This is a genomic window from Dyadobacter sp. BE31, from assembly GCF_031457695.1.
In the GTDB taxonomy this organism is placed as follows: Bacteria; Bacteroidota; Bacteroidia; order Cytophagales; family Spirosomataceae; genus Dyadobacter.
In genome coordinates, this window is sequence record NZ_JAVDXA010000003.1 from 621,481 (window position 1) to 641,922 (window position 20,442).

General features: G+C 49.4%; 24 protein-coding genes and 1 tRNA gene. 12 read left to right on the top strand and 13 right to left on the bottom strand.

Going from position 1 to position 20,442, the window contains the following annotated elements:
• Positions 1-768 (bottom strand): 5'/3'-nucleotidase SurE, encoded by a 768-nt coding sequence (gene surE, locus J2Y43_RS18300; RefSeq protein ID WP_106595373.1) that lies wholly within the window; start codon positions 766-768, stop codon positions 1-3.
• Positions 769-887: 119 nt separating this feature from the next.
• Here surE and J2Y43_RS18305 point away from each other — a divergent pair, with 119 nt between their 5' ends.
• Positions 888-1,382 carry a GNAT family N-acetyltransferase gene (locus tag J2Y43_RS18305; protein ID WP_309985322.1) on the top strand — a complete coding sequence of 165 codons (495 nt, stop codon included), beginning with the start codon at positions 888-890 and terminating at the stop codon, positions 1,380-1,382.
• 5 nt (positions 1,383-1,387) lie between these two features.
• Here the strand turns inward: J2Y43_RS18305 and J2Y43_RS18310 are convergent, their stop codons facing one another.
• On the bottom strand, positions 1,388-2,374 hold the full coding sequence (locus J2Y43_RS18310) for a rhodanese-related sulfurtransferase (RefSeq protein ID WP_309985324.1): 987 nt from the start codon (positions 2,372-2,374) through the stop codon (positions 1,388-1,390).
• A gap of 154 nt (positions 2,375-2,528) precedes the next feature.
• Here J2Y43_RS18310 and J2Y43_RS18315 point away from each other — a divergent pair, with 154 nt between their 5' ends.
• Positions 2,529-3,143, top strand: coding sequence for a deoxynucleoside kinase (locus J2Y43_RS18315; protein WP_309985326.1), 615 nt, complete (start codon positions 2,529-2,531; stop codon positions 3,141-3,143).
• Between the two features lie 8 nt (positions 3,144-3,151).
• Here the strand turns inward: J2Y43_RS18315 and J2Y43_RS18320 are convergent, their stop codons facing one another.
• Entirely contained in the window at positions 3,152-3,622 is a 471-nt protein-coding gene (locus tag J2Y43_RS18320; RefSeq protein ID WP_309985329.1) for a hypothetical protein, read from the bottom strand.
• Between the two features lie 159 nt (positions 3,623-3,781).
• On the opposite strand from J2Y43_RS18320, the gene J2Y43_RS18325 reads away from it, so the two are divergent.
• On the top strand, positions 3,782-3,991 hold the full coding sequence (locus J2Y43_RS18325) for a hypothetical protein (RefSeq protein ID WP_223408042.1): 210 nt from the start codon (positions 3,782-3,784) through the stop codon (positions 3,989-3,991).
• Positions 3,982-4,350: a hypothetical protein gene (locus J2Y43_RS18330; protein ID WP_309985332.1), complete on the top strand. Its 369-nt coding sequence runs from the start codon at positions 3,982-3,984 to the stop codon at positions 4,348-4,350. Before J2Y43_RS18325 ends, J2Y43_RS18330 begins: the two co-directional genes overlap by 10 nt.
• On the opposite strand, the gene J2Y43_RS18335 is transcribed toward J2Y43_RS18330, so the two are convergent.
• Positions 4,351-4,686: a helix-turn-helix transcriptional regulator gene (locus J2Y43_RS18335; protein ID WP_309985334.1), complete on the bottom strand. Its 336-nt coding sequence runs from the start codon at positions 4,684-4,686 to the stop codon at positions 4,351-4,353.
• Positions 4,687-4,871: 185 nt separating this feature from the next.
• Between J2Y43_RS18335 and J2Y43_RS18340 the strand changes: the two genes are divergently transcribed.
• Entirely contained in the window at positions 4,872-5,132 is a 261-nt protein-coding gene (locus tag J2Y43_RS18340; protein ID WP_309985336.1) for a hypothetical protein, read from the top strand.
• Between the two features lie 75 nt (positions 5,133-5,207).
• Here the strand turns inward: J2Y43_RS18340 and J2Y43_RS18345 are convergent.
• The 3 genes from J2Y43_RS18345 to J2Y43_RS18355 all read right to left on the bottom strand — a co-directional run bounded on the left by J2Y43_RS18345 (position 5,208) and on the right by J2Y43_RS18355 (position 8,823).
• Positions 5,208-5,291: transfer RNA gene (locus J2Y43_RS18345), tRNA-Leu, on the bottom strand.
• A gap of 287 nt (positions 5,292-5,578) precedes the next feature.
• Positions 5,579-7,279, bottom strand: coding sequence for a selenocysteine synthase (locus J2Y43_RS18350; protein ID WP_309985339.1), 1,701 nt, complete (start codon positions 7,277-7,279; stop codon positions 5,579-5,581).
• A gap of 206 nt (positions 7,280-7,485) precedes the next feature.
• Positions 7,486-8,823: an amidohydrolase/deacetylase family metallohydrolase gene (locus J2Y43_RS18355; RefSeq protein ID WP_309985341.1), complete on the bottom strand. Its 1,338-nt coding sequence runs from the start codon at positions 8,821-8,823 to the stop codon at positions 7,486-7,488.
• 196 nt (positions 8,824-9,019) lie between these two features.
• Between J2Y43_RS18355 and J2Y43_RS18360 the strand changes: the two genes are divergently transcribed.
• The 5 genes from J2Y43_RS18360 (at position 9,020) to J2Y43_RS18380 (ending at position 12,871) form a co-directional block, all read left to right on the top strand.
• Positions 9,020-9,250: a hypothetical protein gene (locus tag J2Y43_RS18360; RefSeq protein WP_309985343.1), complete on the top strand. Its 231-nt coding sequence runs from the start codon at positions 9,020-9,022 to the stop codon at positions 9,248-9,250.
• Positions 9,251-9,337: 87 nt separating this feature from the next.
• On the top strand, positions 9,338-9,892 hold the full coding sequence (locus tag J2Y43_RS18365) for a dihydrofolate reductase family protein (RefSeq protein ID WP_309985345.1): 555 nt from the start codon (positions 9,338-9,340) through the stop codon (positions 9,890-9,892).
• A 159-nt stretch (positions 9,893-10,051) separates the two neighbouring features.
• Positions 10,052-11,263, top strand: coding sequence for an acyltransferase (locus tag J2Y43_RS18370; RefSeq protein ID WP_309985347.1), 1,212 nt, complete (start codon positions 10,052-10,054; stop codon positions 11,261-11,263).
• Between the two features lie 35 nt (positions 11,264-11,298).
• A complete protein-coding gene (locus tag J2Y43_RS18375) occupies positions 11,299-11,652 on the top strand; it encodes a YciI family protein (RefSeq protein WP_309985349.1) in 354 nt (117 codons plus the stop codon).
• Entirely contained in the window at positions 11,642-12,871 is a 1,230-nt protein-coding gene (locus J2Y43_RS18380) for a DUF6596 domain-containing protein (RefSeq protein ID WP_309985351.1), read from the top strand. The genes J2Y43_RS18375 and J2Y43_RS18380 overlap by 11 nt, the downstream gene beginning before the upstream one ends.
• A gap of 10 nt (positions 12,872-12,881) precedes the next feature.
• Here J2Y43_RS18380 and J2Y43_RS18385 read toward each other — a convergent pair whose 3' ends face one another.
• Positions 12,882-14,231, bottom strand: coding sequence for a WG repeat-containing protein (locus J2Y43_RS18385; RefSeq protein ID WP_309985353.1), 1,350 nt, complete (start codon positions 14,229-14,231; stop codon positions 12,882-12,884).
• 182 nt (positions 14,232-14,413) lie between these two features.
• Between J2Y43_RS18385 and J2Y43_RS18390 the strand changes: the two genes are divergently transcribed.
• Complete coding sequence (locus J2Y43_RS18390) at positions 14,414-15,577, top strand: DUF3095 domain-containing protein (protein ID WP_309985355.1); 1,164 nt, start codon at positions 14,414-14,416, stop codon at positions 15,575-15,577.
• A gap of 3 nt (positions 15,578-15,580) precedes the next feature.
• Here the strand turns inward: J2Y43_RS18390 and J2Y43_RS18395 are convergent, their stop codons facing one another.
• The 5 genes from J2Y43_RS18395 to J2Y43_RS18415 all read right to left on the bottom strand — a co-directional run bounded on the left by J2Y43_RS18395 (position 15,581) and on the right by J2Y43_RS18415 (position 19,099).
• Positions 15,581-16,099: a cupin domain-containing protein gene (locus J2Y43_RS18395; protein WP_309985357.1), complete on the bottom strand. Its 519-nt coding sequence runs from the start codon at positions 16,097-16,099 to the stop codon at positions 15,581-15,583.
• A gap of 87 nt (positions 16,100-16,186) precedes the next feature.
• Positions 16,187-16,756 carry a Crp/Fnr family transcriptional regulator gene (locus J2Y43_RS18400; protein WP_309985359.1) on the bottom strand — a complete coding sequence of 190 codons (570 nt, stop codon included), beginning with the start codon at positions 16,754-16,756 and terminating at the stop codon, positions 16,187-16,189.
• A gap of 32 nt (positions 16,757-16,788) precedes the next feature.
• Positions 16,789-17,712 (bottom strand): TIGR01777 family oxidoreductase, encoded by a 924-nt coding sequence (locus J2Y43_RS18405; RefSeq protein WP_309985362.1) that lies wholly within the window; start codon positions 17,710-17,712, stop codon positions 16,789-16,791.
• Positions 17,713-17,716: 4 nt separating this feature from the next.
• Positions 17,717-18,535 (bottom strand): DCC1-like thiol-disulfide oxidoreductase family protein, encoded by an 819-nt coding sequence (locus J2Y43_RS18410; protein ID WP_309985365.1) that lies wholly within the window; start codon positions 18,533-18,535, stop codon positions 17,717-17,719.
• A gap of 57 nt (positions 18,536-18,592) precedes the next feature.
• Positions 18,593-19,099, bottom strand: a complete 507-nt coding sequence (locus J2Y43_RS18415) for a MarR family transcriptional regulator (protein WP_309985367.1) — start codon at positions 19,097-19,099, stop codon at positions 18,593-18,595.
• A 169-nt stretch (positions 19,100-19,268) separates the two neighbouring features.
• On the opposite strand from J2Y43_RS18415, the gene J2Y43_RS18420 reads away from it, so the two are divergent.
• Positions 19,269-20,441: a PQQ-dependent sugar dehydrogenase gene (locus J2Y43_RS18420; RefSeq protein ID WP_309985368.1), complete on the top strand. Its 1,173-nt coding sequence runs from the start codon at positions 19,269-19,271 to the stop codon at positions 20,439-20,441.
• The last annotated feature ends 1 nt before the right edge of the window (position 20,442 follow it).

Consider the following 20,442-nt stretch of genomic DNA (forward strand, 5'->3'; position numbering starts at 1 on the left):
TTACAAATCCCAGGTCGATAGCTTTTTCAACGCTTCATACTCTGTCAGATCATATTGACATGGCACCACTGAGATATAGTTATTATCCAGTGCCCAGACATCGGTATCTTCTTTTTCCGTATCGAAATTGACAAACTCACCGGCCATCCAAAGGTAGCCGCGACCGTTAGGGTCGACGCGGTAGTCGAATTTCTCCTGCCATTTGGCATGCGCCTGGCGGCACACTTTTACGCCTTTCAGCGCCAGGTCTGTTTTGGCAGGAATGTTCACATTCAATGCAATGCCGTTTGGAATACCATTCTTCAAAGCTTCTTCGGTGATCGACTTGATGTAGGGAACGGCGTGGCTGAAATCCGCGTCCTCCCTGAAATCACAAAGCGAAAAACCGATTGCCGGGATGCCTTCGATCGCCGCTTCAATGGCGGCCGACATCGTGCCGGAGTACAACACGCTGATCGAGCTATTGCTGCCATGGTTGATACCGCTTACGACGAGGTCGGGCTTGCGGTCCTGCAACACGTAGTTTTTAGCCAGTTTTACACAATCGGCCGGTGTTCCCGAGCATTCGTATTCCGTCACATCATCAAAAATATGGGTGGAATAAAGCCTGAGCGGTTCACCGATGGTAATGGCATGGCCCATTCCGGATTGCGGGCTGTTGGGAGCGACCACGATCACCTCGCCCAGCGTTTGCATGATTTCAACCAGTGTTCGGATTCCTTTTGACGTTATTCCGTCGTCATTTGTAACTAAAATGAGGGGTTTCATATATTTCTACTGATCGGGTGCTTAGTTGCTTCATGCGATCTGGTCTGCCGGCTCAGTAACATGGTTTTTAAGTGAATAAATATTTAATTGCGCTTTTCAAGCTGCCAAATTTAAGCAATATGCCTTCATTCGCAACACTACAAGCCTCGGTCGGGGACATTCCGACCATCATCGAAATCCAGGAAAAAACATGGGAACCGACTTACCGTGACATCCTTAGCAAGGAGCAGATCGATTTTATGTTCGAAAAAATATATTCTCCCGAATCCCTGACGGACCAGATGCGATCTGGCCAGCAATTCATGATCCTGCTAAGCGACGAGACGCCCACCGGCTTTTCGTCGGTATCGGAAGAAAAGCCGGGAAAGTTCAAATTACATAAAATATATGTGCTTCCCTCCACGCAAGGGACCGGCGCGGGTAAATACCTTCTACACGCAACTGAGAACTACGTGAAATCGCAGGGAGGAACGGTGCTCTCACTGAACGTGAACCGCTATAACAAGGCCAAAACCTTCTACGAAAAAATGGGCTTCCAGGTAGTCGACGAGGTTGATATTCCTATCGGACCTTACTGGATGAACGATTTCGTGCTCGAAAAACCATTGAACTGAACCGGCTAGGCCGATTCAGTTTTCAACGCGAGCTTCATTTTCTTGATATTCTTTTGCTGGCTTTTCAGGCCTTGCAGCGGGTGGTAGTGGTTGCTGTTCACGACGTAATAGCCCGTGCCATCATAGGCGCGTTTGGCGGGATGTGTTTTGCATTCTGCCGAACAGGCGCCTTCCATTTCCCAGCCGCATTTTTCGCAGATCGGTACGTGGTTGTTGCATTCGGCGTTCGCGCAGTTCACCATGCGGTCGGAAGGCTCTTTGCAGATGTAACATTTCGAAATCACCGTCGGGTTTACGCTGTTCACATCTACGGTAATGCGGTTGTCGAACACATAACATTTACCGTCAAAGTTTTCACCGCCTTCTTCCAGGCCGTAGCGTATAATGCCACCGTGCAGCTGGTAAACGTCGGTAAAGCCCTGATCAAGCAGGTAGGCACTCGCTTTCTCGCATTTGATACCGCCGGTGCAATAGGTGATTACTTTCTTATCTTTCAAATGGGCGATCTCATGCACGTGGTCGGGCAGTTCGCGCAGGTTGTGCATATCGAACGTGATCGCACCCTTGAACTTGCCTACTTCGTGCTCATAATCCGAGCGCATATCCACGAGCACCACGTCGGGATCATTCAGCATTGCTTTGAAATCGGCGGGTTCGAGGTGCTTGCCTGTCTGCACGAGGGGATTTACCGGTAGGTCGGAGTTTACGATCTCGTCCTTCACACGCACGTGCAACTTTTGGAATGCAACATGATCCGATTCCTCCACTTTGAATTGAACACCGGCGAAGCGCGCGTCCGAACGGACATAGTTCATATAAGCCTCGCATTGTTCCGGTGTGCCCGAAACCGTGCCGTTCAGGCCCTCGGGCGCCACGATAATGCGGCCCAGGAGGTTGTTCTCCACGCAAAAAAGGTGATGCTCATCGCGGTAAGTGTCGGGATCGGCGATGGGCGTGTAATAATAATATAGTATAACCCGGTAAGGTTTCATAATTAAATTCTTTTCTCCAAATCAGCCGCAAATATACGAATAATGCAAGTTTTAAGAAAATGCCGAAAATCAGTTTTGTAGCTGACCGGTTATCCGTTGAAATACATATTTTTGTGGGCACTCGTTCAATGACTCAACTTCATCCTATCTCCTTATGCACATCGCTATCATTGGTAACATCGGCGCAGGTAAAACTACATTGACCCAAATGCTGGGGGACTATTTTAAATGGGAAGTGATGTATGAGGCGGTCGAAGGAAATCCCTATCTCGCTGATTTTTATATGGATATGGAGCGCTGGGCGTTCAATCTGCAAATTTATTTTTTGAACAACCGCTTCGCTCAGGTCCAGAAAATCCGCGAAACGACTTATTCGACCATCGTTCAGGATCGCACCATTTTCGAAGACGCCTACATTTTTGCCCGTAACCTGTATGAATCCGGCGTACTTACGGACCGCGATTACCAAACTTACCTGCTACTCTTCGAATCCATTATCCGCACCGTTTCCCAACCCGATTTGCTGATTTACCTCAAGGCGGATATTCCGAAGCTGGTGTCGCAGATCAAAAAGCGCGGACGCGAGTTCGAAGCCGACATTTCAACGGAATATCTCACCAATCTCAACCGCTATTACGAGGATTTTGTGCAAAACTATGAGGACGGGAAGATCATCGAAATCGATGTGAACAACATGGATTTCGCGTCGAATCCCGAAGACTTCAACAAAATCGTGGCATTACTGAACAAGGAGTTGTTTTACGTCTGATCGGGCACCTAGTACATGCACGCGATCGCCTTGAGAAGCAACTGGTTCTTTTTGGCATCGACCTTGAATGTCCGCTTGTCGTCGGGCAATAGTATTTCAATCTGCACCGTTCCTTTCATTTTTTCGAGCTCTTTCGGTTCGATCGGAGTGGAAAGGACGAACTCGCTCTGCCAGTTACTGCGGTCGGTGGAGCTGATGGTCGTGTAGAGGGAGAAATTACCTTTCACCGACGAAAACTTGATTTCGGTGAACATCTGAACGTGGTAGACCTGGCCGAATTCGTCATTATGGTAATTTAGGATCCGTTCCTCACCGGTTTTGGCGAGGGTCAGGTATTCTTTAGGCCCGGAAAGCTGGACGATGTGATAGTGGACGATCTTGTGATTCGATGGGCTGGTGGTTTCCTTGCATTGGGCAAAAGATTTACTCACGTCAGCCATCAGTAAGCCGACCACACTGAGCAGGAAAGCGGGCTTCATGCAGAGGGCGTAATTCAACACTTTTCTAGATTTCAGGGTTATTCAAACGTTTGTAAAGATAATTGCCTGATAAGTAGAATGCAATAGGATAATGGGAAAGTTGTATTTTAGGAAAAAGCTGATAGCTTTGTGTTATTACAAACTAAAACGATTTCACACATGCTATTGAACGACATTATCTTCTACATTTCGTGTGTCGGCGTCGCTTTCTTCGTGGGGCGCGGCATTTTTATTCTCATCAAAAAAGCATTCTTCGGAGGCGACATTGTCCTCACCAATCCTCGAACGGGCAAATCTATCGTCCTGGGCAAGCATCATGTAGATGGTCAGGCCAAGAGGCTTTTAGAGGTGCTCGAAGGATGGAAGTAAAAGCCAGAAAACGGCGTAAGAAAAGATCCTTCAAGTACAAGACCGAGACAGTAACCTTTTTATCGACATTCATTATTGGCATCTCACAGCAGTTGCCAGGGTCTTTTCCTCGTGAGACGATTGTGTATCTCGCGGCGCCAGTCTCATATTTTATTCAGTTTATTAGTTTGAAAGTTATTGCAGTAGCCGATCTGGCGGTCGCGACGTATCGCGTCAGGCGTTATGTGAGTGAATTGGAAATGGAGCGGGCATTGCCTGGGAAGACCAGGGGACGGCAGCTTGAAATCGATGTTGAAATTTGTGAATACCGCACCGCATTGCGTGAGCGGCGCATCCGGGAATTGAATCCCAAAAAATGACTACTTTACTCTCCGTTCCTCTGCCAGTTGCTTGTATACCTCTCCGAGTTCATCTTTGAGCTCCCTGATTTTTGCTTCCAGTTTTTCTACTTCGCTTTTATGAACGAGGTCTTTCATGTACATCACAACTTGCGGCTCGCCTTCAAAGCCAAACAGCCAATTGGGATGAATTTCCAGCTCTTTAATTAATATTCCTACTGCGTCAGAAGTGAGTTTTTGATCTCCGGCGAGAACTTTTGAAATTTTGGATGGAGATAAGCCTACAATCTCAGCAAGTTCACTAGTATTTAAGTGGTGTGCTTTCATGATGGCCGCTATTCTTGCAATTTCTATCATTGCTATCGATTCGGTTGTGATATAAATTCCAAATGAAGTTTTATTTTTCCAAATGGAATTTTATATTTACAGTATTGTCTAGGTTAAGCGCAGTATGTAAATATAGTAAAACTGGAAGCATTCCGATGTTCCTGGTGCAAAACCGAGGTGATAAACGTCATCATTTGTTAAGCTAAAACACCACTATGAATTTTAAAATCATTCGGATCCCTGAAACAGCTGTTCAGGTTTGCCTGCATCGCGATCGTAGCGAGGAAGGCGAGGAAATCGTTCGCATCACGTCTTTCATTACAAATGCGCAGCATGCGGAGATTATGTTGGAGCAGGTAGTGACGTTTACCAAGCCAGGAAGTTCGGTTCGTTTTGTGGCAGATTACTCGCTGGCTTCTGCTAAAAGTTTTCTGGAAGAGTCGATGAGCGAAATTGGGATGCTGGCATTTGCATGACCTGGCCCAGCTTCCTATTTGCTTTTTTGGGCATAAAAAAAGTGCGTTGGTTAACTCCAAACGCACTTTTAGATGTGACCAGAAGGAGAGTCGAACTCCTATACCCGAACGGGCACTACCCCCTCAAAGTAGCGTGTCTACCAATTCCACCACCTGGCCGTCAATCGTGATGCAAAAGTAGTATTTAAATCATACGACGCAACAGTTACGCCCTGATTTTTTTAAGAAAAAATCGCGCATTGCGCAAAAAAACCTTCGTATTTGCGCATTTTGGTCGTAGTTTCGTGCCCCGAAAACGGGTTAGTGACCAAAGGATCAGACGGTTCAGCCATTCGGTCGACGAGGGCTCAGAAATATTAAAAATTTTAGATTTAGTAATTAGCATAAAAGCCCTGGCATCGATCCAAGGCTTTTTATGTTAATTACCGTTATGTGAAATCCGGTGACTAGGTCGACAACGGACGGCCGGCAGGGATGTTGATCCGCTGGCGGTTGTTCGGGAAGGTTGCTCGCTTGGCGGTAAACTTCGCATTCACATATTCCACCATATCAATTTCGCCGGTAATGGTGTCGCCCGAAAGTTTTCCATAGAATGTCATCGTCAGGTTGTCGCCCGGCACGCTGTACCGGCTCTGGAAGCGCACTTCGTCGCCATCGATGTTACCGAACAGCTCGCGCGTCGCGAACTCGCCTTTGTGCGTTCCGTACAGGTAGTTGCCGTCCTGCCTTTCGATAAGGAATGTATGCTTGCTGGCGCTGGTGTAAAACTCGATGCTCACATCCCAGCGGCCTGCGATTTCGGCAGCAGGCGCTTTCATGACCGCTTCGGCTTTTGGCGCGCTGCGCTTGCGGGTAAGGATTTCGTAAATGCGCTCCGCCACAATTTTGTCGTTGCCGGGGCCCATCATATAGGCAGCTACGGTAATCGATGTGGTAGGAGGGCCTGATTGTGCCGCCTGGCCTCTGCGGAAACCGGTTCCGACGGCCACACGCGGCTTGGTGGTTTGCAGCTCGTCGGCTACTTCCTGGCCGGTGATATTGAGCTTGGTAGGGTCCCAGGTTATGGTTAATGTCGGTGTGGCATTATCCAATGCACCTTCTGCGGGCTCTTTAATTTCGAGTTTGGCGCTTGGAATGCCGTTCAGTTTCTTGGAAATGTTTTCCAGCCATGATACCCAAGTCCTCATTTCAGCCTTATGGTCACGCGTGGCCCACGCTTCCACGGCTGCGAGCATTCCGATCATTTCTTCGCGGCCCACTTTATTGTTGCGGCAAGGTCCGTGGTGGGGTGCGCTGGCCTGCCATGCCGACATGAGTACATCTTTGCTACCGAGCATCAGACCTGCGCATTGCGGCCCGCGGATTACTTTTCCACCACTATATGCCACTACACTCGCGCCGGCTTGCAAGTGGATGTTTGGGATTGTCAAACGTTCGGCTGCGGCGTCCACCAGCAATGGCACACCGGCAGGTTTGGCGATATCCGCCACGGCCTTCACTGTCCATGGCTCATCACCCGGCATCATGTAGATCATCGCTGTGCGGGGGGTAATGGCCTTTTTGAGCTCTTCAATGGTTTCGACAGTGATGATTTTTACGCCTACGTTACGGATCGCATGGTCATACACGTTGCGCGAGGATCTTGGGATAATCACCTCTGTTTTTTCAAAACCTTCCAGATTGGGAATGCGGATCAGTTTTTCGGGGTTACCACCTGCGATAATGCCCGCGGTTACCTCGTTCATACCCGCCGCACAGCCCGACGATACCATGCCCCATTCGGAGCCGACGATTTCTGAAAGGCGCTGGCCCACACCAAATGCCAGCTCGTCGATCTGTACATTATACTGGCATGCATATTCCATAGCCTGACGAACTTCCGGCAGCTCGATGGATGCTCCGATAATGGTAAATGTCCCCCGGCAGTTGATAATCGGCTCCACACCGATCGACTGATAGATTTGCGGTCCCGGCTTCAACGGTCCGGGTGCTGATACAGCCGCTGCGGCCGGCGCCCCGGAGGATTTCTGAAACCACTTCGGTTTGCTGCTTTCGGCAAAGGCCGCAGACGTGCTGGCCGCCGCGCTCAGAACGCCTCCCGCGAGCGGGATCATGGAAAGATCTTTTAAAAGTTCTCTGCGTTTCATTGGTGTTAAGGTATTTGGGGGTTTGAATGGTTAAAGGGCTTTTCAGGAAATGGTCAGGTGTTGCCAGGTGTTGTCAGGCGTTGTCAGGAAATGGTCAGGTGTTGTCAAGATTAGTCAGGTATTGTCAAGTTTAGTCAGGTGTTGAAGGAAAGATGCCTGATTGGGTTTGGAATACCCTTTTTCCTGAATAAATATCTTCCTTTCAATTACCTGGGACCTGTTCCCGGGGTTTGTGGGCCCTGGTTGGTTGCGGGGCGCTCCGGACGCGGCAGGTTTACGGGCTCCACGCGCGCATTGAGCGTGTACACGATGTTGCCGCCGCGGATGGTCGCTTCGGTTTCGATGCGTTTTTTGCCGGTGATTTTGCCGTCGCGGGCGTAGTAGCCGAAGTTACCGTCGCGCAGGTTCAGTATGGCCACGTCGGCGGGCGAGCCTACGGACAGGTTCCCGAGTTCCTCGCGGCGGATTTCCTGTGCGGGGTTCCAGGTGCTGGCTTTGATCACACTTTTGAAATCCATACCCATTGCCATAAACATGGACATAATGTTGTTCATGTCCTTCATGGCCGAGTTCATGCTGCTCGTGTGCAGATCCGTGCTGATGGAATTAGGATAAAAGCCCTGCTTAATCGCCGGTTGTCCCTGGGAGAAAAGAAAGCTGGCTCCCCCAAAGCCTACATCAAATATCACCCCGCGTTTCTGCGCTTCGATCGCATAAGGTTTCACTTTATTGGTCGATACGTCTACGATAGACTCGCGGCCGCGGCCGCTGTTGTTGCTGTTGCCGCCGAAGCAATGGGTATAAATGTCGCCTTTACGGAATTTTTTTAAATACAATTCTTCCAATGGTAACACCGGGTTGGCACTGCCGAAATCGACCATAATAGGGATGTTGGCAAGCGTACCGGCCTCCAATGCACGGTCGGTGGGCGTCCAGTCGTGACCCACGAAATGCGCCAGCTTTACACCCACGACGTCGTTCGGGTACTTTTTGGCCATTTCAGCAGTTGCCTTTGCGTCCATTTCTTCGAGGCTGTTCTCGAATTTCCCACCTGCCATTCCTTCGCCCACAATGTTCAGGAATGCGAGCACACGGGTTTTGGAAAGGTCGATAGTTTGTTTTTTGAACGTCTCAAAGGTCTTCCAACCGGAACTTCCCGCATCCACGACGGTGGTAACGCCTGAACGGAACGTGAAACCGTCGGCGGGCAGGCCGTTCGGGCCATTGCGGTAGGTGCCTTTGAGGTCGGTACCCCAGAAAAAGTGCACGTGAATGTCGATCAGCCCGGGCGTGACATAGAGCCCTTTGGCATCCACCACCTGCACGGCCTGGCTGGCGTCGATGTTTTTGGCTACGAGGGCGATCTTTCCGTCCTCACCGCCCGGCGTGCCTTCGATGGCCACGTCCATTACGGCGTCGACGTTGTTTTTCGGGTCGATCACATGCCCGCCTTTGATCACAATGCTGTATTTCTTGGTCTGTGACCAGGCCGGCTGGCACAGCATAAAGAGTACCGCCAGGGCTGAAAGGGAGAAAGCTCTCATAATGTTAAGGGTTTAGGATAGATAAATGCTTCTGTACAATGTCCTTGCAAGCAGGCTGCATTCATGATGAGGACACATATTTAATATTAAAACCCCCATCACGGGCCAGTAATTATTTTCGCCATGTACGATATGCCGATAAAAGCAGCAACGGCGCCCTTTTTACGCTGGTATCCAGCCTCAAACACCGGATTTTTTGTTCAGATGTTTACTCTCTGGCCAATGCAAAAAGACTACGTTTTTCATTCGCCGGGGCGAAGTGGTTTATCAGAAATCCAATTTTGCTGCATCCAGCCCATCGACCGGCTGGGACGGTTCCTACCACGGCCAAAAGGCTTCGCCGGCTGTTTATCCCTACAAAATCAGGGTAGAATTGATCAATGGGTCGTTTTTGAACTATAAGGGCGTTGTGAACCTGCTTCGCTGAAAAAAAAGGGATGCGGCTGTCCTGTTTTCGGCATCCCGTTTGTAGTGGGGGTAGTTGAAACAATATTCACCTCAAAAACAGACTACCATGGGAAAGCTCATTGCCTACAATTTCACGACGCTCAATGGTTATTTCAAAGGCCCCGATAACGATATCAGCTGGCATCGGCATGGCGAAGAAGAGAATGGCTTCGCCTCCGACAACCTCGAAGCCAGAGCCACACTGCTCTTCGGCAGGGTAACCTATGAAATGATGGCAAGTTTCTGGCCGACGCCCATGGCCATCGAGAGTATGCCGGAGGTCGCCCAGGGGATGAATGAATCCGAAAAGATCGTATTCTCGACCACCCTCGAAAGCGCCGGTTGGGAGAATACCACGCTCATCAAAGAAGACCTGGTCGACGCCGTTCGAAAACTTAAAGCTATCCCCGGCAAAACCATGACTATCCTGGGCAGCGGGAGCATCATCGCCCAACTCGCCGAAGCGCGCCTGATTGATGAATACCAGTTCATGATCGATCCCGTAGCCATCGGAGAAGGTACGCCCTCATTTCAGGGATTAACGAGGAAACTGGATTTGAAGCTGATCAACCATCGTGTGTTTAGCAGCGGGGTGGTTTTATTGAGCTATGAGGCGATTTGAAATATCTTTCATACAGAGAATTTTTAAAGCAAAGGTGGTGTAATGCTACCTTTGCTATTCCCAATAAATTCAGGCTTCAAAAGAACCCGGAAATAGTTATGTAGTACTATGATGTAACTATATTTGCCTGCTATTACAACTCACCGCCAAACTAATTTTATGAGTAACAATTACCAAAGCCCTCGGGTTGGCTTTCTGGATGGTCTTCGATTTTTATTGGCCTTCTGGGTTTTCGCAGCTCACTACTACACATTAATTGGAGGAAAAGTATATTTTGCATTACCGAAAATTCTGGAAGAAACCTTCAATAGGCCGGTGTATGCGGTAAATGGATTTATGGTTATTACCGGATTTTTAATGACCTATAATTACATTGAAAGGCGATTAAAAGAGCCTTTCAACCAAAGAAGTACTCACATAAAGTTCTGGCAGCGGAGGTTTTTCCGGCTGTACCCGGTTTACATTCTTTGCATAATCGTAGCATTCATAGGTTTTGTGCCGATGGCCGAGATGAACAAGGCCAATCTGATATTCTTCACAGGGAATAGTGTGAGCCAATGGGGGACTGTCAGGTCTACCGTACAGCCCGACGTTGCTGACCTTGTTTCACACGTTTTCATGGTCCACGGCTTGATTCCCCAGTATTATTCCAGCCTTCTTGGCGTTACATGGAGCCTTTCACTGGAAGCTCAGTTTTACATAATCTTTCCGTTTTTGTTTCTGGCAATGTTTTCTAATGCCAGGAAACAGAAGGGTAGGGTGATTATTGGAGTTATCGCTTTTGTGGGAATTGCAATAGTGTCAATGCGAGGTGTAAACTTAGTTTGCAGCAGAATAGGATTCCCGGAGTATAATTTGCCGGCCGTTATTTTGTTTGCAATGCCACTTTTTATGATAGGGATCATTGCGGCAGCCGTAAAGCTCAGGCAAATGCATTTGATTTACCTTATGATTGCCGTTGCGGTGACGATACCTTTCCAATCTATCATGACGGTAGCACTCGTGCTGATCTTGTTGCTTTTCCTGTTTTTGGATGAAATCAGGTTTGCCATTCCGAATTGGTTTTTCAGTATCCTCGATACTTTCCGGACTATACTTTCTTCAAAACTCGCTTCATTTGCAGCTGATATTTCCTATTCGTTCTACCTGGTGCATTCCATGCTGATCGGGATTGTATTACAGATGCTTATCGCTCTCTTTCCTTATTTTTCAAGGATACAAATCGCGGTAATTGGCTTTTTTGCCAACATAGCCGTGAGTGTTTTGCTTAGCTATTTCCTTTTTAAATTCGTGGAGAAGCCATTTATTGAGATCGGCCGGCGGGTAGTTCAAAGGAAGGGGCAAAAGCAAATTGAGTTAGTAAATCAATAGCCGTTTTCTTTCAATCAGAAATTCATAAAAACTCTATGGAAGAATACCTAATCCTCATGCGCCTTGATCTCCTGACAAAGGAAGCGCAGCCTTCTCCCGAGCAAATGCAGGAGTATATGAAGCAGTACCATCATTGGATTAACGGCATTGTGGAGGAAGGGAAATTTGCAGGCGGGAAGGGGCTTTCCACGGAAGGGAAAGTGCTCAAACCCAACAACGTAGTAACCGATGGCCCATATGCCGAAACGAAGGAATCGCTGGCTGGTTTTATCGTGATTCGCGCGGAGAGTTTCGATGATGCCATGCGGCTGGCGGCACAATGCCCCATCCTGAATGGCGATGGGAACAGCGTGGAGGTGAGGAAAATCGTTTCCGTGCATGAACAGTGAACCGCTGATCCCGCATTTGTTCAGGACGGAATACCGGAAGATTGTTTCGGTACTTTGCCGGCATTTCGGTTTCAGGGAAATAGAAGTGGCGGAGGACATTGCCAGCGATACATTTCTGGTGGCAACGCAGGCTTGGGGTATCGAAGGCCCGCCGCCGAACCCCGCGGGCTGGCTCTACAATACCGCTAAAAACAAGGCGAAAAATTACCTGCACCGGCATTCGATCTATGAGGAGCGGGTATTGCCGGAGGTCCGGGCGGGCCTCGGTGAAGACGTGGCTGTCGAGATAGACCTTACACCCGAGAATATTACCGACAGCCAGTTGCAAATGCTCTTTGCGGTGTGTCACCCGGCGATCTCGGAAGAGTCGCAGGTGGGACTGGCGCTGCGCGTGCTTTGCGGATTTGGCATTCAGGAAATTGCGGACGCGTTCCTGACAACGAAAGAAGTCATCAACAAACGACTGACCAGGGCCCGGGAACGGCTTCGGGAGGTCGATATCCGCATCGAAATGCCGGCTCCGGCAGAAATGGATGCGCGGCTCGGACCTGTGCTGACGACCCTCTATTTGCTTTTCAATGAGGGATATTATTCGATGAGCCAGGACCATACGTTGCGGAAGGATGTTTGCCTGGAAGCCATCCGGCTTTGCACGATGCTGATTGAAAACAATGCTACCAATAAGCCGCACGTCAATGCGCTGATGGCGATGATGTGCTTTCACGCCTCGCGGTTCGACGCCCGCACGGATGCTTCGGGCGCGCTGGTGCTGTACGAGGAGCAGGACCCCGACCTATGGAATGCCGATCTGATCAGGAATGGATACGTTTTTCTGCAATCGGCAGCCAGGGGCAACCAGGTTTCGCGGTATCACCTTGAAGCGGGCATCGCATACTGGCACACGCAAAAAGAGGATAGTCCGGAAAAATGGAGCAGCATTGTCTACTACTATGATCAGCTATTGAAACTCAGTTATTCTCCCGTTGCGGCGCTTAACCGGGCGTTTGCCCTATCCAAATGGAAAGGAAAAGCCGAAGCGATACGCGAAACGGAGGCCCTGGCGCTGGAAGGCAATCATTTTTATTTCGCATTGCTGGGCGAACTCTATGATGGAATCGACCGGCAAAAGGCTTTGGAAAACCTGGGCAAAGCATTGCGGCTGGCTAGGACTGCCGCCGACCAGCAGGCGATCCGCAAGCGGATTAAGGCGTTGTCCTGAAATTACGGCCTTATTTTTTGTTGGATATTTTCACCAAACGCTTTTTCAGTACTCGCTGGTAAAGCAAGTTATTCAGCCAAATGAAAATGATCACACCCAGGATGATAAACACCGCATTCAGTTTGTAAGAGAAACCTACGAACTTCTCTTTCCCGTCAAGTGAAAGTTCAAACCGGAGCCAGGAACGCTCGACGGTGGTTGTAATGCGATCAAAAGGAAGGGCTTCATCGTAAATGATTTTGGTGATAAAATGGCCTGTCGTATCTATATAACCATACTTATCATCTATCCGGATCATCGAGACACCGTGATTGTAATAGGAAGCAAAATCATATTTCAGCGGTGTCCGTATCCTGCCCGATTTATCGATGTGGCCGAATTTGCCATTAATCGCGACCGCAGAACGGTTTTCGGCCGTGAAACCGGTGGCTTCGTCATACAAATGCCGGATACGCAGTTTGCCGGTTTTATCAATGCAGCCCCACTTTCCATCCTTTTTTACCCAAAACAAGCCATTAGTCGGTTTGCGGGTATCGGTGTATTCGAACGGTACAATGAGATCGCCGGTGAATGGACTAATATAACCGTACTTATCGCCATACTGCACGCGTTCCATTCCCTGGCCTGAGTATTTGTAATCGGGATCGATGTCGTCGAGTGCCACAGGGACTTTCAGCATCATGTTTTTATCAATGATCCCGTATTTGCCTTTGTAGAGGAAATGGTAAATGAATTTCGAGGCTTTGATTTCTTTTTCGATAAAGCGGCTGAAATTGAAGTTCAGTATATTGAAATCCATCGGCCTTCGTACCCACCATAAAACATCCTCCTTCGTATCATGATTGCAAAGGAAATCGATATCCGAGTCCTTGATCAGGTAGTCTTTGGTATAATGTTGAATAGGGATTTTATAAATTTCATTTCCTTTAAGATCGATGTAGGAAAGCCCGTAATGCTTGCCGGATGGATATATAACCCAGGTTTTTCCATCGCGGAACCGGTCGGTGGAAGTGTATTTGGGTTCAATGACAATTTTTCCGCGCTTGTCGATGAAACCGTGCAGGCCATGCCCTTCCGGCCCGAGTTCCATCGGCACGAATTCGGCCAGGCCTTCGGCAAAATCGCCGATGTCGCGGTAGGCGGGGGAGAGTTTTCGGCCGCTTTTATCGGTAATGAATGTCTCGTACGACCGGCAAGGAATGATTACCTTCTTCACGACGTACACATCGTCGTATTCACGGTATTCATTGTATTCTTTCAGCCATGCTTTGTTGCCGACGGGTATTGTTTGAGCCGCAGCCCAGGCCGATTGCAACAGGAGAAACAGGTATGTAAGATGATAAAAAGTCGGTCGAAGCATTCAGAAAACGCGGGTTTCAGGTTAGTCGCGGCCATTGCGCAGCACTGTCGGCATGACGTGGAACGCGGCGGGCATTCAATTTTAACCTGCAAAAAACAAAAACTTGGCAGGATTATCGATTTCCGGAGGGGTAATTATTTAAGAAAATAGGTTTAAATTAACCTCGAACTTATTCAGAAATCATGTCGCTGGCCCGGAACGAACAGTTTTATTCACGTTTGCCTGCCAACCATATTTCGTTGGGCGAACTACTTACGGAGGAGCATCTTTTTTACAATGTGCCCGATTCGTGGCATGTGGTGATCACCGACATCCGCAACTCGACCGGCGCCGTTGCGGGCGGCATGCACGAGACGGTTAATTTCATCGCGACGGGCAGTATCGTGAGCGTGCTGAATATTGCATTCAAAGCAGGCATTACGGTACCGTTCTTTTTCGGCGGCGACGGGGCCACTTTCATTCTGCCGCCCGCAATTGCCGACGCGGCCATGCGCGCGCTGGCTGTTTTCAGAAAGAACACGAAGGAAAATTTTGCGCTCGATCTTCGCATCGGTGTCGTGCCGGTGAGTGAAATTTATGCGCAGGAATACGAGCTGAAACTCAGCAAGCTGAGAGTATCCGGCGCATTTTCGATTCCCGTGATATTAGGCGACGGGCTGTATTGTGCAGAAAAACGCATTAAAAGCGAGCATTACCGCTTCGACTATGAGCCCAAACCGGACGACGAGCTCGACCTGAGCGGTATGCAATGCCGGTGGGACAAGATCGGTCCGCCGGAAATGGACCAGGAGGTGGTAACGCTTCTCGTTACCGCACCGGCCGGGAAAAAGCAGGCGGCACTGTTCGCAAAGGTAATGGAGCACGTCGACGGCATTTATGGGCCATTTCCGCGCCGGCAGCCCATTTCGGTTGCCAGGCTGATCTGGCGCACCACTTTCAAAAAGATGGAAATGGAAATGCGGGTAAGGGAAGGCAGCACGAGTATGCTCGGTTTGGCGGCGTCCTGGATTGCCTGGCTTTTTGGTTACGTATACTTTCGGACGTCATATGGCAGGAATTACCTCAACAGCCTGGTCGAAATGTCGGACACACTGGTCATCGATGGGAAGATCAACACCGTAATCACCGGCACGCCCGGGCAGCGCGAGCAGCTCCAAGCCGCCCTTGATGCCATGGAGACGGCGCGGGAGATTCATTACGGATTGCATGTCAGCGGCGAATCCGTCATGTCGTGCTACGTCCATGACCTCAAAGACGGCCATATTCACTTCATCGATGGCGCAGAGGGCGGTTATACCAAAGCGGCGGGGATGCTGAAACAGAAGTTGCGGAATGCAGAAGCTTAGCGGCTACTGCGGAGGGCCCACCGGTAACATATTCTGTACGTCCACCGGGAAACTGTCGTACTTCTGATACAATTTCAGGTATTTTGCCGGGTCGATCTCCGGCTCGGTCAATATTGATTTGAGCCCGCGGAAAAAGCCCTCCCGCTGCTGGCCGGGGTTGAATATGAGGTTAATCACCACATCTTCGTCCGACTGATTGGAAAATCCGTGCGCGGTCATGCGCGGGACGTACACGACAGCACCCTCCTGCGCGCGGATGGGACCGTTGGCGAGTTCGACTGTCAGCGTGCCTTTGCGGAAGATGAATGTCTCATCCATAAAACGGTGATAATGCAATCGCGCGCCGATCGTGCCGGGGGCTAGTTTGATTTCATAAACGCCCAGCTGGTCGTTCGAAATGTCGCTGGTAACCTTTAAAGTGATGCTGTTACCACCCATAGCAAGCACTTCACCTTCGCCCGGAGCAAACATGACGGCTTTACCTTCAAGGGTATCTGTCAGGAAGTCGGTTTCATTTTTCATAGCATTTGTCATTGTTTTGGTTTGAACGAGACAAATGTCGGGCTCCGGCCAACCGAAAACATTTACAAATGTTGAGATTTTGAAAAATTACATTTCCGCCCGGATCCGGCTGAGCTGGGTAGGCGTAATGCCGAGGTAAGAAGCGATTTCGTGCTGTTTGAGGCGCGGTTCGAGATTGGGATACTCTTTCAGGAAATTGACATAGCGCGTTTTGGCGCTGTCGTACCGGTATGAAATTTCCATTGGCTCCTTTTCAATGACCCAATGGAGCTCCATGTACCGGATATAGAATGCGGCCAGGTCGTGATGCTTCTCGGTAAGCGATTTGAAATCATAGAAATTGTATTCCAATGTCTCGGTAGGTTCGAGCGCCCTGATCGCGAACATGCTCGGGGAATGCGTGAGCATAGCCGGCAAGGAGCCTGCGAAATGGTTTTCAGGAAAAAACTTCTTGACTACCATATCTCCGTCCGACGACGCATAATATTGCGAAAGAAGCCCCTTTACCACATATCCGACGTTTTTAGCCGTTTGTCCTTCCTTCAAAAAGTAATCACCCTTCGCATAGGAATGCGGCCGGATCAGCTTCGCCAGATCGGCCATCGCCTCTTCCGAAAGCTTGCCATAAGTATCGAACTTCGCGCGGAGCTGCTGCATTTGTTTTAAAATTTTGGCAGAAATATACTGCATTAAGGTTGCCACACAATATCATTGATTGCATGTTCAACCTCAGGGTAACTGAATTCAAACTGGCTGTCCAGCAGTCTTTTCGGCAATACCCACCGGCTTTTGAGCAGTAGCTCGGTTTCAGTGCCGATTACTCGTGCGCCTATTTCCAGTAACCAGGCCGGAGAAGGAACACCAAAGGGAATGCCGCCGGCTTTGCGGATGGCGGCCATCAGCACCTCGTTTTTCACCGGCTTTGGCGAAGTGCAATTGAATACCCCGGAAACTGATTCGTGCTGCAACAGCCATTCGGTACATTTTGCAGCATCCTGTTCATGGATCCACGATACATACTGCTGCCCGTTTCCAAGTTTCCCTCCTGCGCCCATCCGGGCGAGCGTGAGCAGACGGGGAAATGCCCCGTCGCGCTTGCCTAAAACGATCCCCATCCTCAAAGCAACTTTCCTCGTTCTCGGAGTTGCGCTCTGGAAGAATGCGTCTTCCCATTTCTTACATACATCAATCGAAAAACCATATCCTATTTCACCTGTTTCTTCGTCTTGCGGACGGTCTTCTGCGTGACGGTAAATGGTTGCAGACGTAACGTTGATCCAAAGTCTTGGAGGAACCGCAAGAGATTGGATTACATTGGCAAGCAGCGTGGTCGGGCCGACCCGGGAGCTGATTATTTCGGTTTGGTTTTCAGGGGTGTAACGGCAGTTTACATTTTTCCCGCAAAGGTTAATGAGCATGTCCGCATGGTTGAGGCAATCTGTCCATTCTCCTGCTGTTCGGGCATTCCAAACGATGGTTTTAATATTTTCGGTTTGAGGCGCGGGCTTTCTGCTCAGGACGATCAGCTCCCGGGTAAGCGGTTTGTAATACTCCTGTAAAACCTGGCCCAGGTAGCCGTTGCCTCCTGCGAGCACTACTTTATCGTATTTCATAGTATTACATCAATAGAAATGCAAGTGTGACGATTCGGTACAAAATCCAGGTAATAGTCATCAAGTAGCCCACTCCCAGTAGCCTGCATCTTCGTAAATGTTCGAGGAACATCAGAAACACGACCATCATAAAGCATAATGCAGAAATTAACCAGCCCAATTTAAGCCAAAGGCAAATAGTCAAAAATATCAGTAACACCAATGCACCAGCCAGCGAGATCGTCATCATGTTACCGAGATAATCCCAGGCTTTCTGTTTTTGATAAGCGAAAACCACAGCGCCCTGAAAGAGTATCTGTCCGCCACAAATCGCAAATTCGCGCCAGAAAGCGCCTTTTACGAGAAAACCGGTGAGTAGGCTGGTGTAAGAGCTGAGAATACAACTTGTCATTACCCACGCGAAAACCAGCCACGCAATGCGATATTTTAAATTAAAAGATGGCTGATACCCGAACTGGTTTTCAGAAGCCGCCGCCGGGATGATCACGCGGCGGTTGTAGGAAATGAATGCGTAGGCTTTTGTGGCGATCCATAGAAACGGTTTCCAGCGGAACAATGGCGCGAGGAGCGGCAGGGCGTTTCCGCAAACTTTTAACAGGCTTTCGATACCGTAAGTGACTTCACCGGTTTCCTGGTTTACGAGCGCTATTTCGTTGACGGCGCGCTGCCAGTCGAGATTGGGGCAGGCGGCGCCGGAATATTGCTGATAGGCCTCTCGGCCGTGGGTATCCAGCATGCCATTACGCACAAATGCGCCCGTGTAGAGGTTGCACATCGGGCACTCGGCGTCGTACAAGATGATGTGGTTATGTAGCGTTTTCATTTGTATAGTATATTTTGAATTTTCAGAAAAAATTGAAAGTTTGAATCAAAAAAAATATCACTTGAACAATTTGAAAATACCACCCCAAAACCAGCTCTCTTCCGCACCCAACATGGTTTCCAGGGTTCTATCGACGTTCTTGGCTAGCTTATTAATATCCGTGACCGACTTGTTGAACGTGCTGAACTCAGGATCGTTGGCATCGCCAGTAACTTTCGACAGCTCGTCGAGCACCCTGATAACCGGCTCCAATTCACGTTTGCGGCGTTCTTTGGCGACCTGTTTGGCGATATTCCAAACGTCCTTGTCGGCGAAGAAATACTCCTTCCGCTCGCCGGGCTTGTGTTGCTTTTCAATCAGTCCCCAGCCGATCAGGTCGCGGAGGGTCATGTTGGCATTGCCGCGCGAAATGCTGAGCGTTTCCATGATTTCCTCGGTTGTAAGTGGGTCGGGAGAGATCAGCAGTAATGCATGGACCTGCGCCATGGTGCGGTTAATGCCCCATTCGGAGCCTAATTTGCCCCATGATTCGATAAATTTCCGTTTTGCGTCTTCGAGTTCCATGTTTCAAAGGTAGTAATGTATTTAAACTTTCAAAACTTTTTGAAAGTTTAAATACTAAAATACGATGATTGCGCGGTTTGATGACAATGGGAAGTAAATCTGAAATGCATTTGACTTGTAATCGGGCAGGAAATTGGCTGCTGTTTTTAACCCCAAAACCCGATTTGCCATGAAACGTTTTGTCATAAAGTGCCTCGCCGGGCTCGCGCTTTTAACCGTTTGCAATGCTTCGAAGCCGGATGGGCCTGGTACCGCGGCGGTTGTAAAGGTGGTGGAAGCTTTTCCAAAGCTGCATTTCGATTATCCCGTTGATCTTACGCATTCGAATGACGGTAGCAACCGGCTTTTTGTGTTGGAACAGGAAGGGACGATCCGCGTTTTCGAAAATGCGGCGGAAGCCTCGTCTGCAAAGGTGTTTCTGGATATCAAAAAGCTGGTGAGTTACGGCGGCGAGGCAGGGTTATTGGGCATTGCTTTTCACCCTGATTATAAAAACAACGGATATTTCTTCCTGAATTACACCACGAAGGTATCCGGCAAGCTCGAAACAGCCATTGTACGCTATAAAGTGAGCGCCAGCGATCCCAACCAGGCCGACCCGGCGAGTGCAGCAGTGCTTTTTACGTTCGATCAGCCGTTTGATAATCACAATGGCGGAGCTGTGAAGTTCGGCTGGGATGGTTACCTCTACATTTCTACCGGCGATGGCGGAAGCTGGGGCGACCCGAGCAACAACGGCCAGAACAAAAGCGCCTGGCTCGGCAAAATCCTGCGCGTGGATGTGAACAGCCAAAGCAAAGGAAACTACGGAATCCCGGCCGACAATCCATTTGCGGGCAATAAGGAGGGACTCAGGGAGGAAATATATGCCTATGGCCTGCGAAACCCGTGGCGGATCAGCTTCGATGATGCTACGAATACGCTTTGGGCCGGGGATGTGGGGCAGAACAAGCGGGAAGAGATCAATATCATCGTCAACGGCGGTAATTATGGCTGGCGGTTAAAGGAGAGTATCGACTGCTATAATCCCAAGCGCGATTGTAATGCCGAAGGGCTAATCGACCCTGTGTTGGACCTGCCGCAGGCCAATGGCGAGCATTCGATCACGGGCGGGTTTGTATACCGTGGCAAGGCGGTGCCGTCGCTCGCGGGCAAATATGTGTTCGGCGATTACGTAAGCGGGCGGCTTTTCGCGCTCGAAACCCAAAATGGCAAAGCGGTTCAGAACAGCATTATTGCCGAAGGCGTCGGGCAAATATCCGCCTTTGGCACCGACCAGTCCCAGGAGCTTTACATTTGTAACCATGGCACAGGAAAGATCCTGAAACTGGCGCGGCCTTAAT

What these genes read in the sequence shown, in the direction of transcription:
- surE (WP_106595373.1), bottom strand. Translation starts at nt 768, where the DNA reads ATGAAACCCCTCATTTTAGTTACAAATGACGACGGAATAACGTCAAAA.
- J2Y43_RS18305 (WP_309985322.1), top strand. Translation starts at nt 888, where the DNA reads ATGCCTTCATTCGCAACACTACAAGCCTCGGTCGGGGACATTCCGACC.
- J2Y43_RS18310 (WP_309985324.1), bottom strand. Translation starts at nt 2,374, where the DNA reads ATGAAACCTTACCGGGTTATACTATATTATTATTACACGCCCATCGCC.
- J2Y43_RS18315 (WP_309985326.1), top strand. Translation starts at nt 2,529, where the DNA reads ATGCACATCGCTATCATTGGTAACATCGGCGCAGGTAAAACTACATTG.
- J2Y43_RS18320 (WP_309985329.1), bottom strand. Translation starts at nt 3,622, where the DNA reads ATGAAGCCCGCTTTCCTGCTCAGTGTGGTCGGCTTACTGATGGCTGAC.
- J2Y43_RS18325 (WP_223408042.1), top strand. Translation starts at nt 3,782, where the DNA reads ATGCTATTGAACGACATTATCTTCTACATTTCGTGTGTCGGCGTCGCT.
- J2Y43_RS18330 (WP_309985332.1), top strand. Translation starts at nt 3,982, where the DNA reads ATGGAAGTAAAAGCCAGAAAACGGCGTAAGAAAAGATCCTTCAAGTAC.
- J2Y43_RS18335 (WP_309985334.1), bottom strand. Translation starts at nt 4,686, where the DNA reads ATGATAGAAATTGCAAGAATAGCGGCCATCATGAAAGCACACCACTTA.
- J2Y43_RS18340 (WP_309985336.1), top strand. Translation starts at nt 4,872, where the DNA reads ATGAATTTTAAAATCATTCGGATCCCTGAAACAGCTGTTCAGGTTTGC.
- J2Y43_RS18350 (WP_309985339.1), bottom strand. Translation starts at nt 7,279, where the DNA reads ATGAAACGCAGAGAACTTTTAAAAGATCTTTCCATGATCCCGCTCGCG.
- J2Y43_RS18355 (WP_309985341.1), bottom strand. Translation starts at nt 8,823, where the DNA reads ATGAGAGCTTTCTCCCTTTCAGCCCTGGCGGTACTCTTTATGCTGTGC.
- J2Y43_RS18365 (WP_309985345.1), top strand. Translation starts at nt 9,338, where the DNA reads ATGGGAAAGCTCATTGCCTACAATTTCACGACGCTCAATGGTTATTTC.
- J2Y43_RS18370 (WP_309985347.1), top strand. Translation starts at nt 10,052, where the DNA reads ATGAGTAACAATTACCAAAGCCCTCGGGTTGGCTTTCTGGATGGTCTT.
- J2Y43_RS18375 (WP_309985349.1), top strand. Translation starts at nt 11,299, where the DNA reads ATGGAAGAATACCTAATCCTCATGCGCCTTGATCTCCTGACAAAGGAA.
- J2Y43_RS18380 (WP_309985351.1), top strand. Translation starts at nt 11,642, where the DNA reads ATGAACAGTGAACCGCTGATCCCGCATTTGTTCAGGACGGAATACCGG.
- J2Y43_RS18385 (WP_309985353.1), bottom strand. Translation starts at nt 14,231, where the DNA reads ATGCTTCGACCGACTTTTTATCATCTTACATACCTGTTTCTCCTGTTG.
- J2Y43_RS18390 (WP_309985355.1), top strand. Translation starts at nt 14,414, where the DNA reads ATGTCGCTGGCCCGGAACGAACAGTTTTATTCACGTTTGCCTGCCAAC.
- J2Y43_RS18395 (WP_309985357.1), bottom strand. Translation starts at nt 16,099, where the DNA reads ATGAAAAATGAAACCGACTTCCTGACAGATACCCTTGAAGGTAAAGCC.
- J2Y43_RS18400 (WP_309985359.1), bottom strand. Translation starts at nt 16,756, where the DNA reads ATGCAGCAGCTCCGCGCGAAGTTCGATACTTATGGCAAGCTTTCGGAA.
- J2Y43_RS18405 (WP_309985362.1), bottom strand. Translation starts at nt 17,712, where the DNA reads ATGAAATACGATAAAGTAGTGCTCGCAGGAGGCAACGGCTACCTGGGC.
- J2Y43_RS18410 (WP_309985365.1), bottom strand. Translation starts at nt 18,535, where the DNA reads ATGAAAACGCTACATAACCACATCATCTTGTACGACGCCGAGTGCCCG.
- J2Y43_RS18415 (WP_309985367.1), bottom strand. Translation starts at nt 19,099, where the DNA reads ATGGAACTCGAAGACGCAAAACGGAAATTTATCGAATCATGGGGCAAA.
- J2Y43_RS18420 (WP_309985368.1), top strand. Translation starts at nt 19,269, where the DNA reads ATGAAACGTTTTGTCATAAAGTGCCTCGCCGGGCTCGCGCTTTTAACC.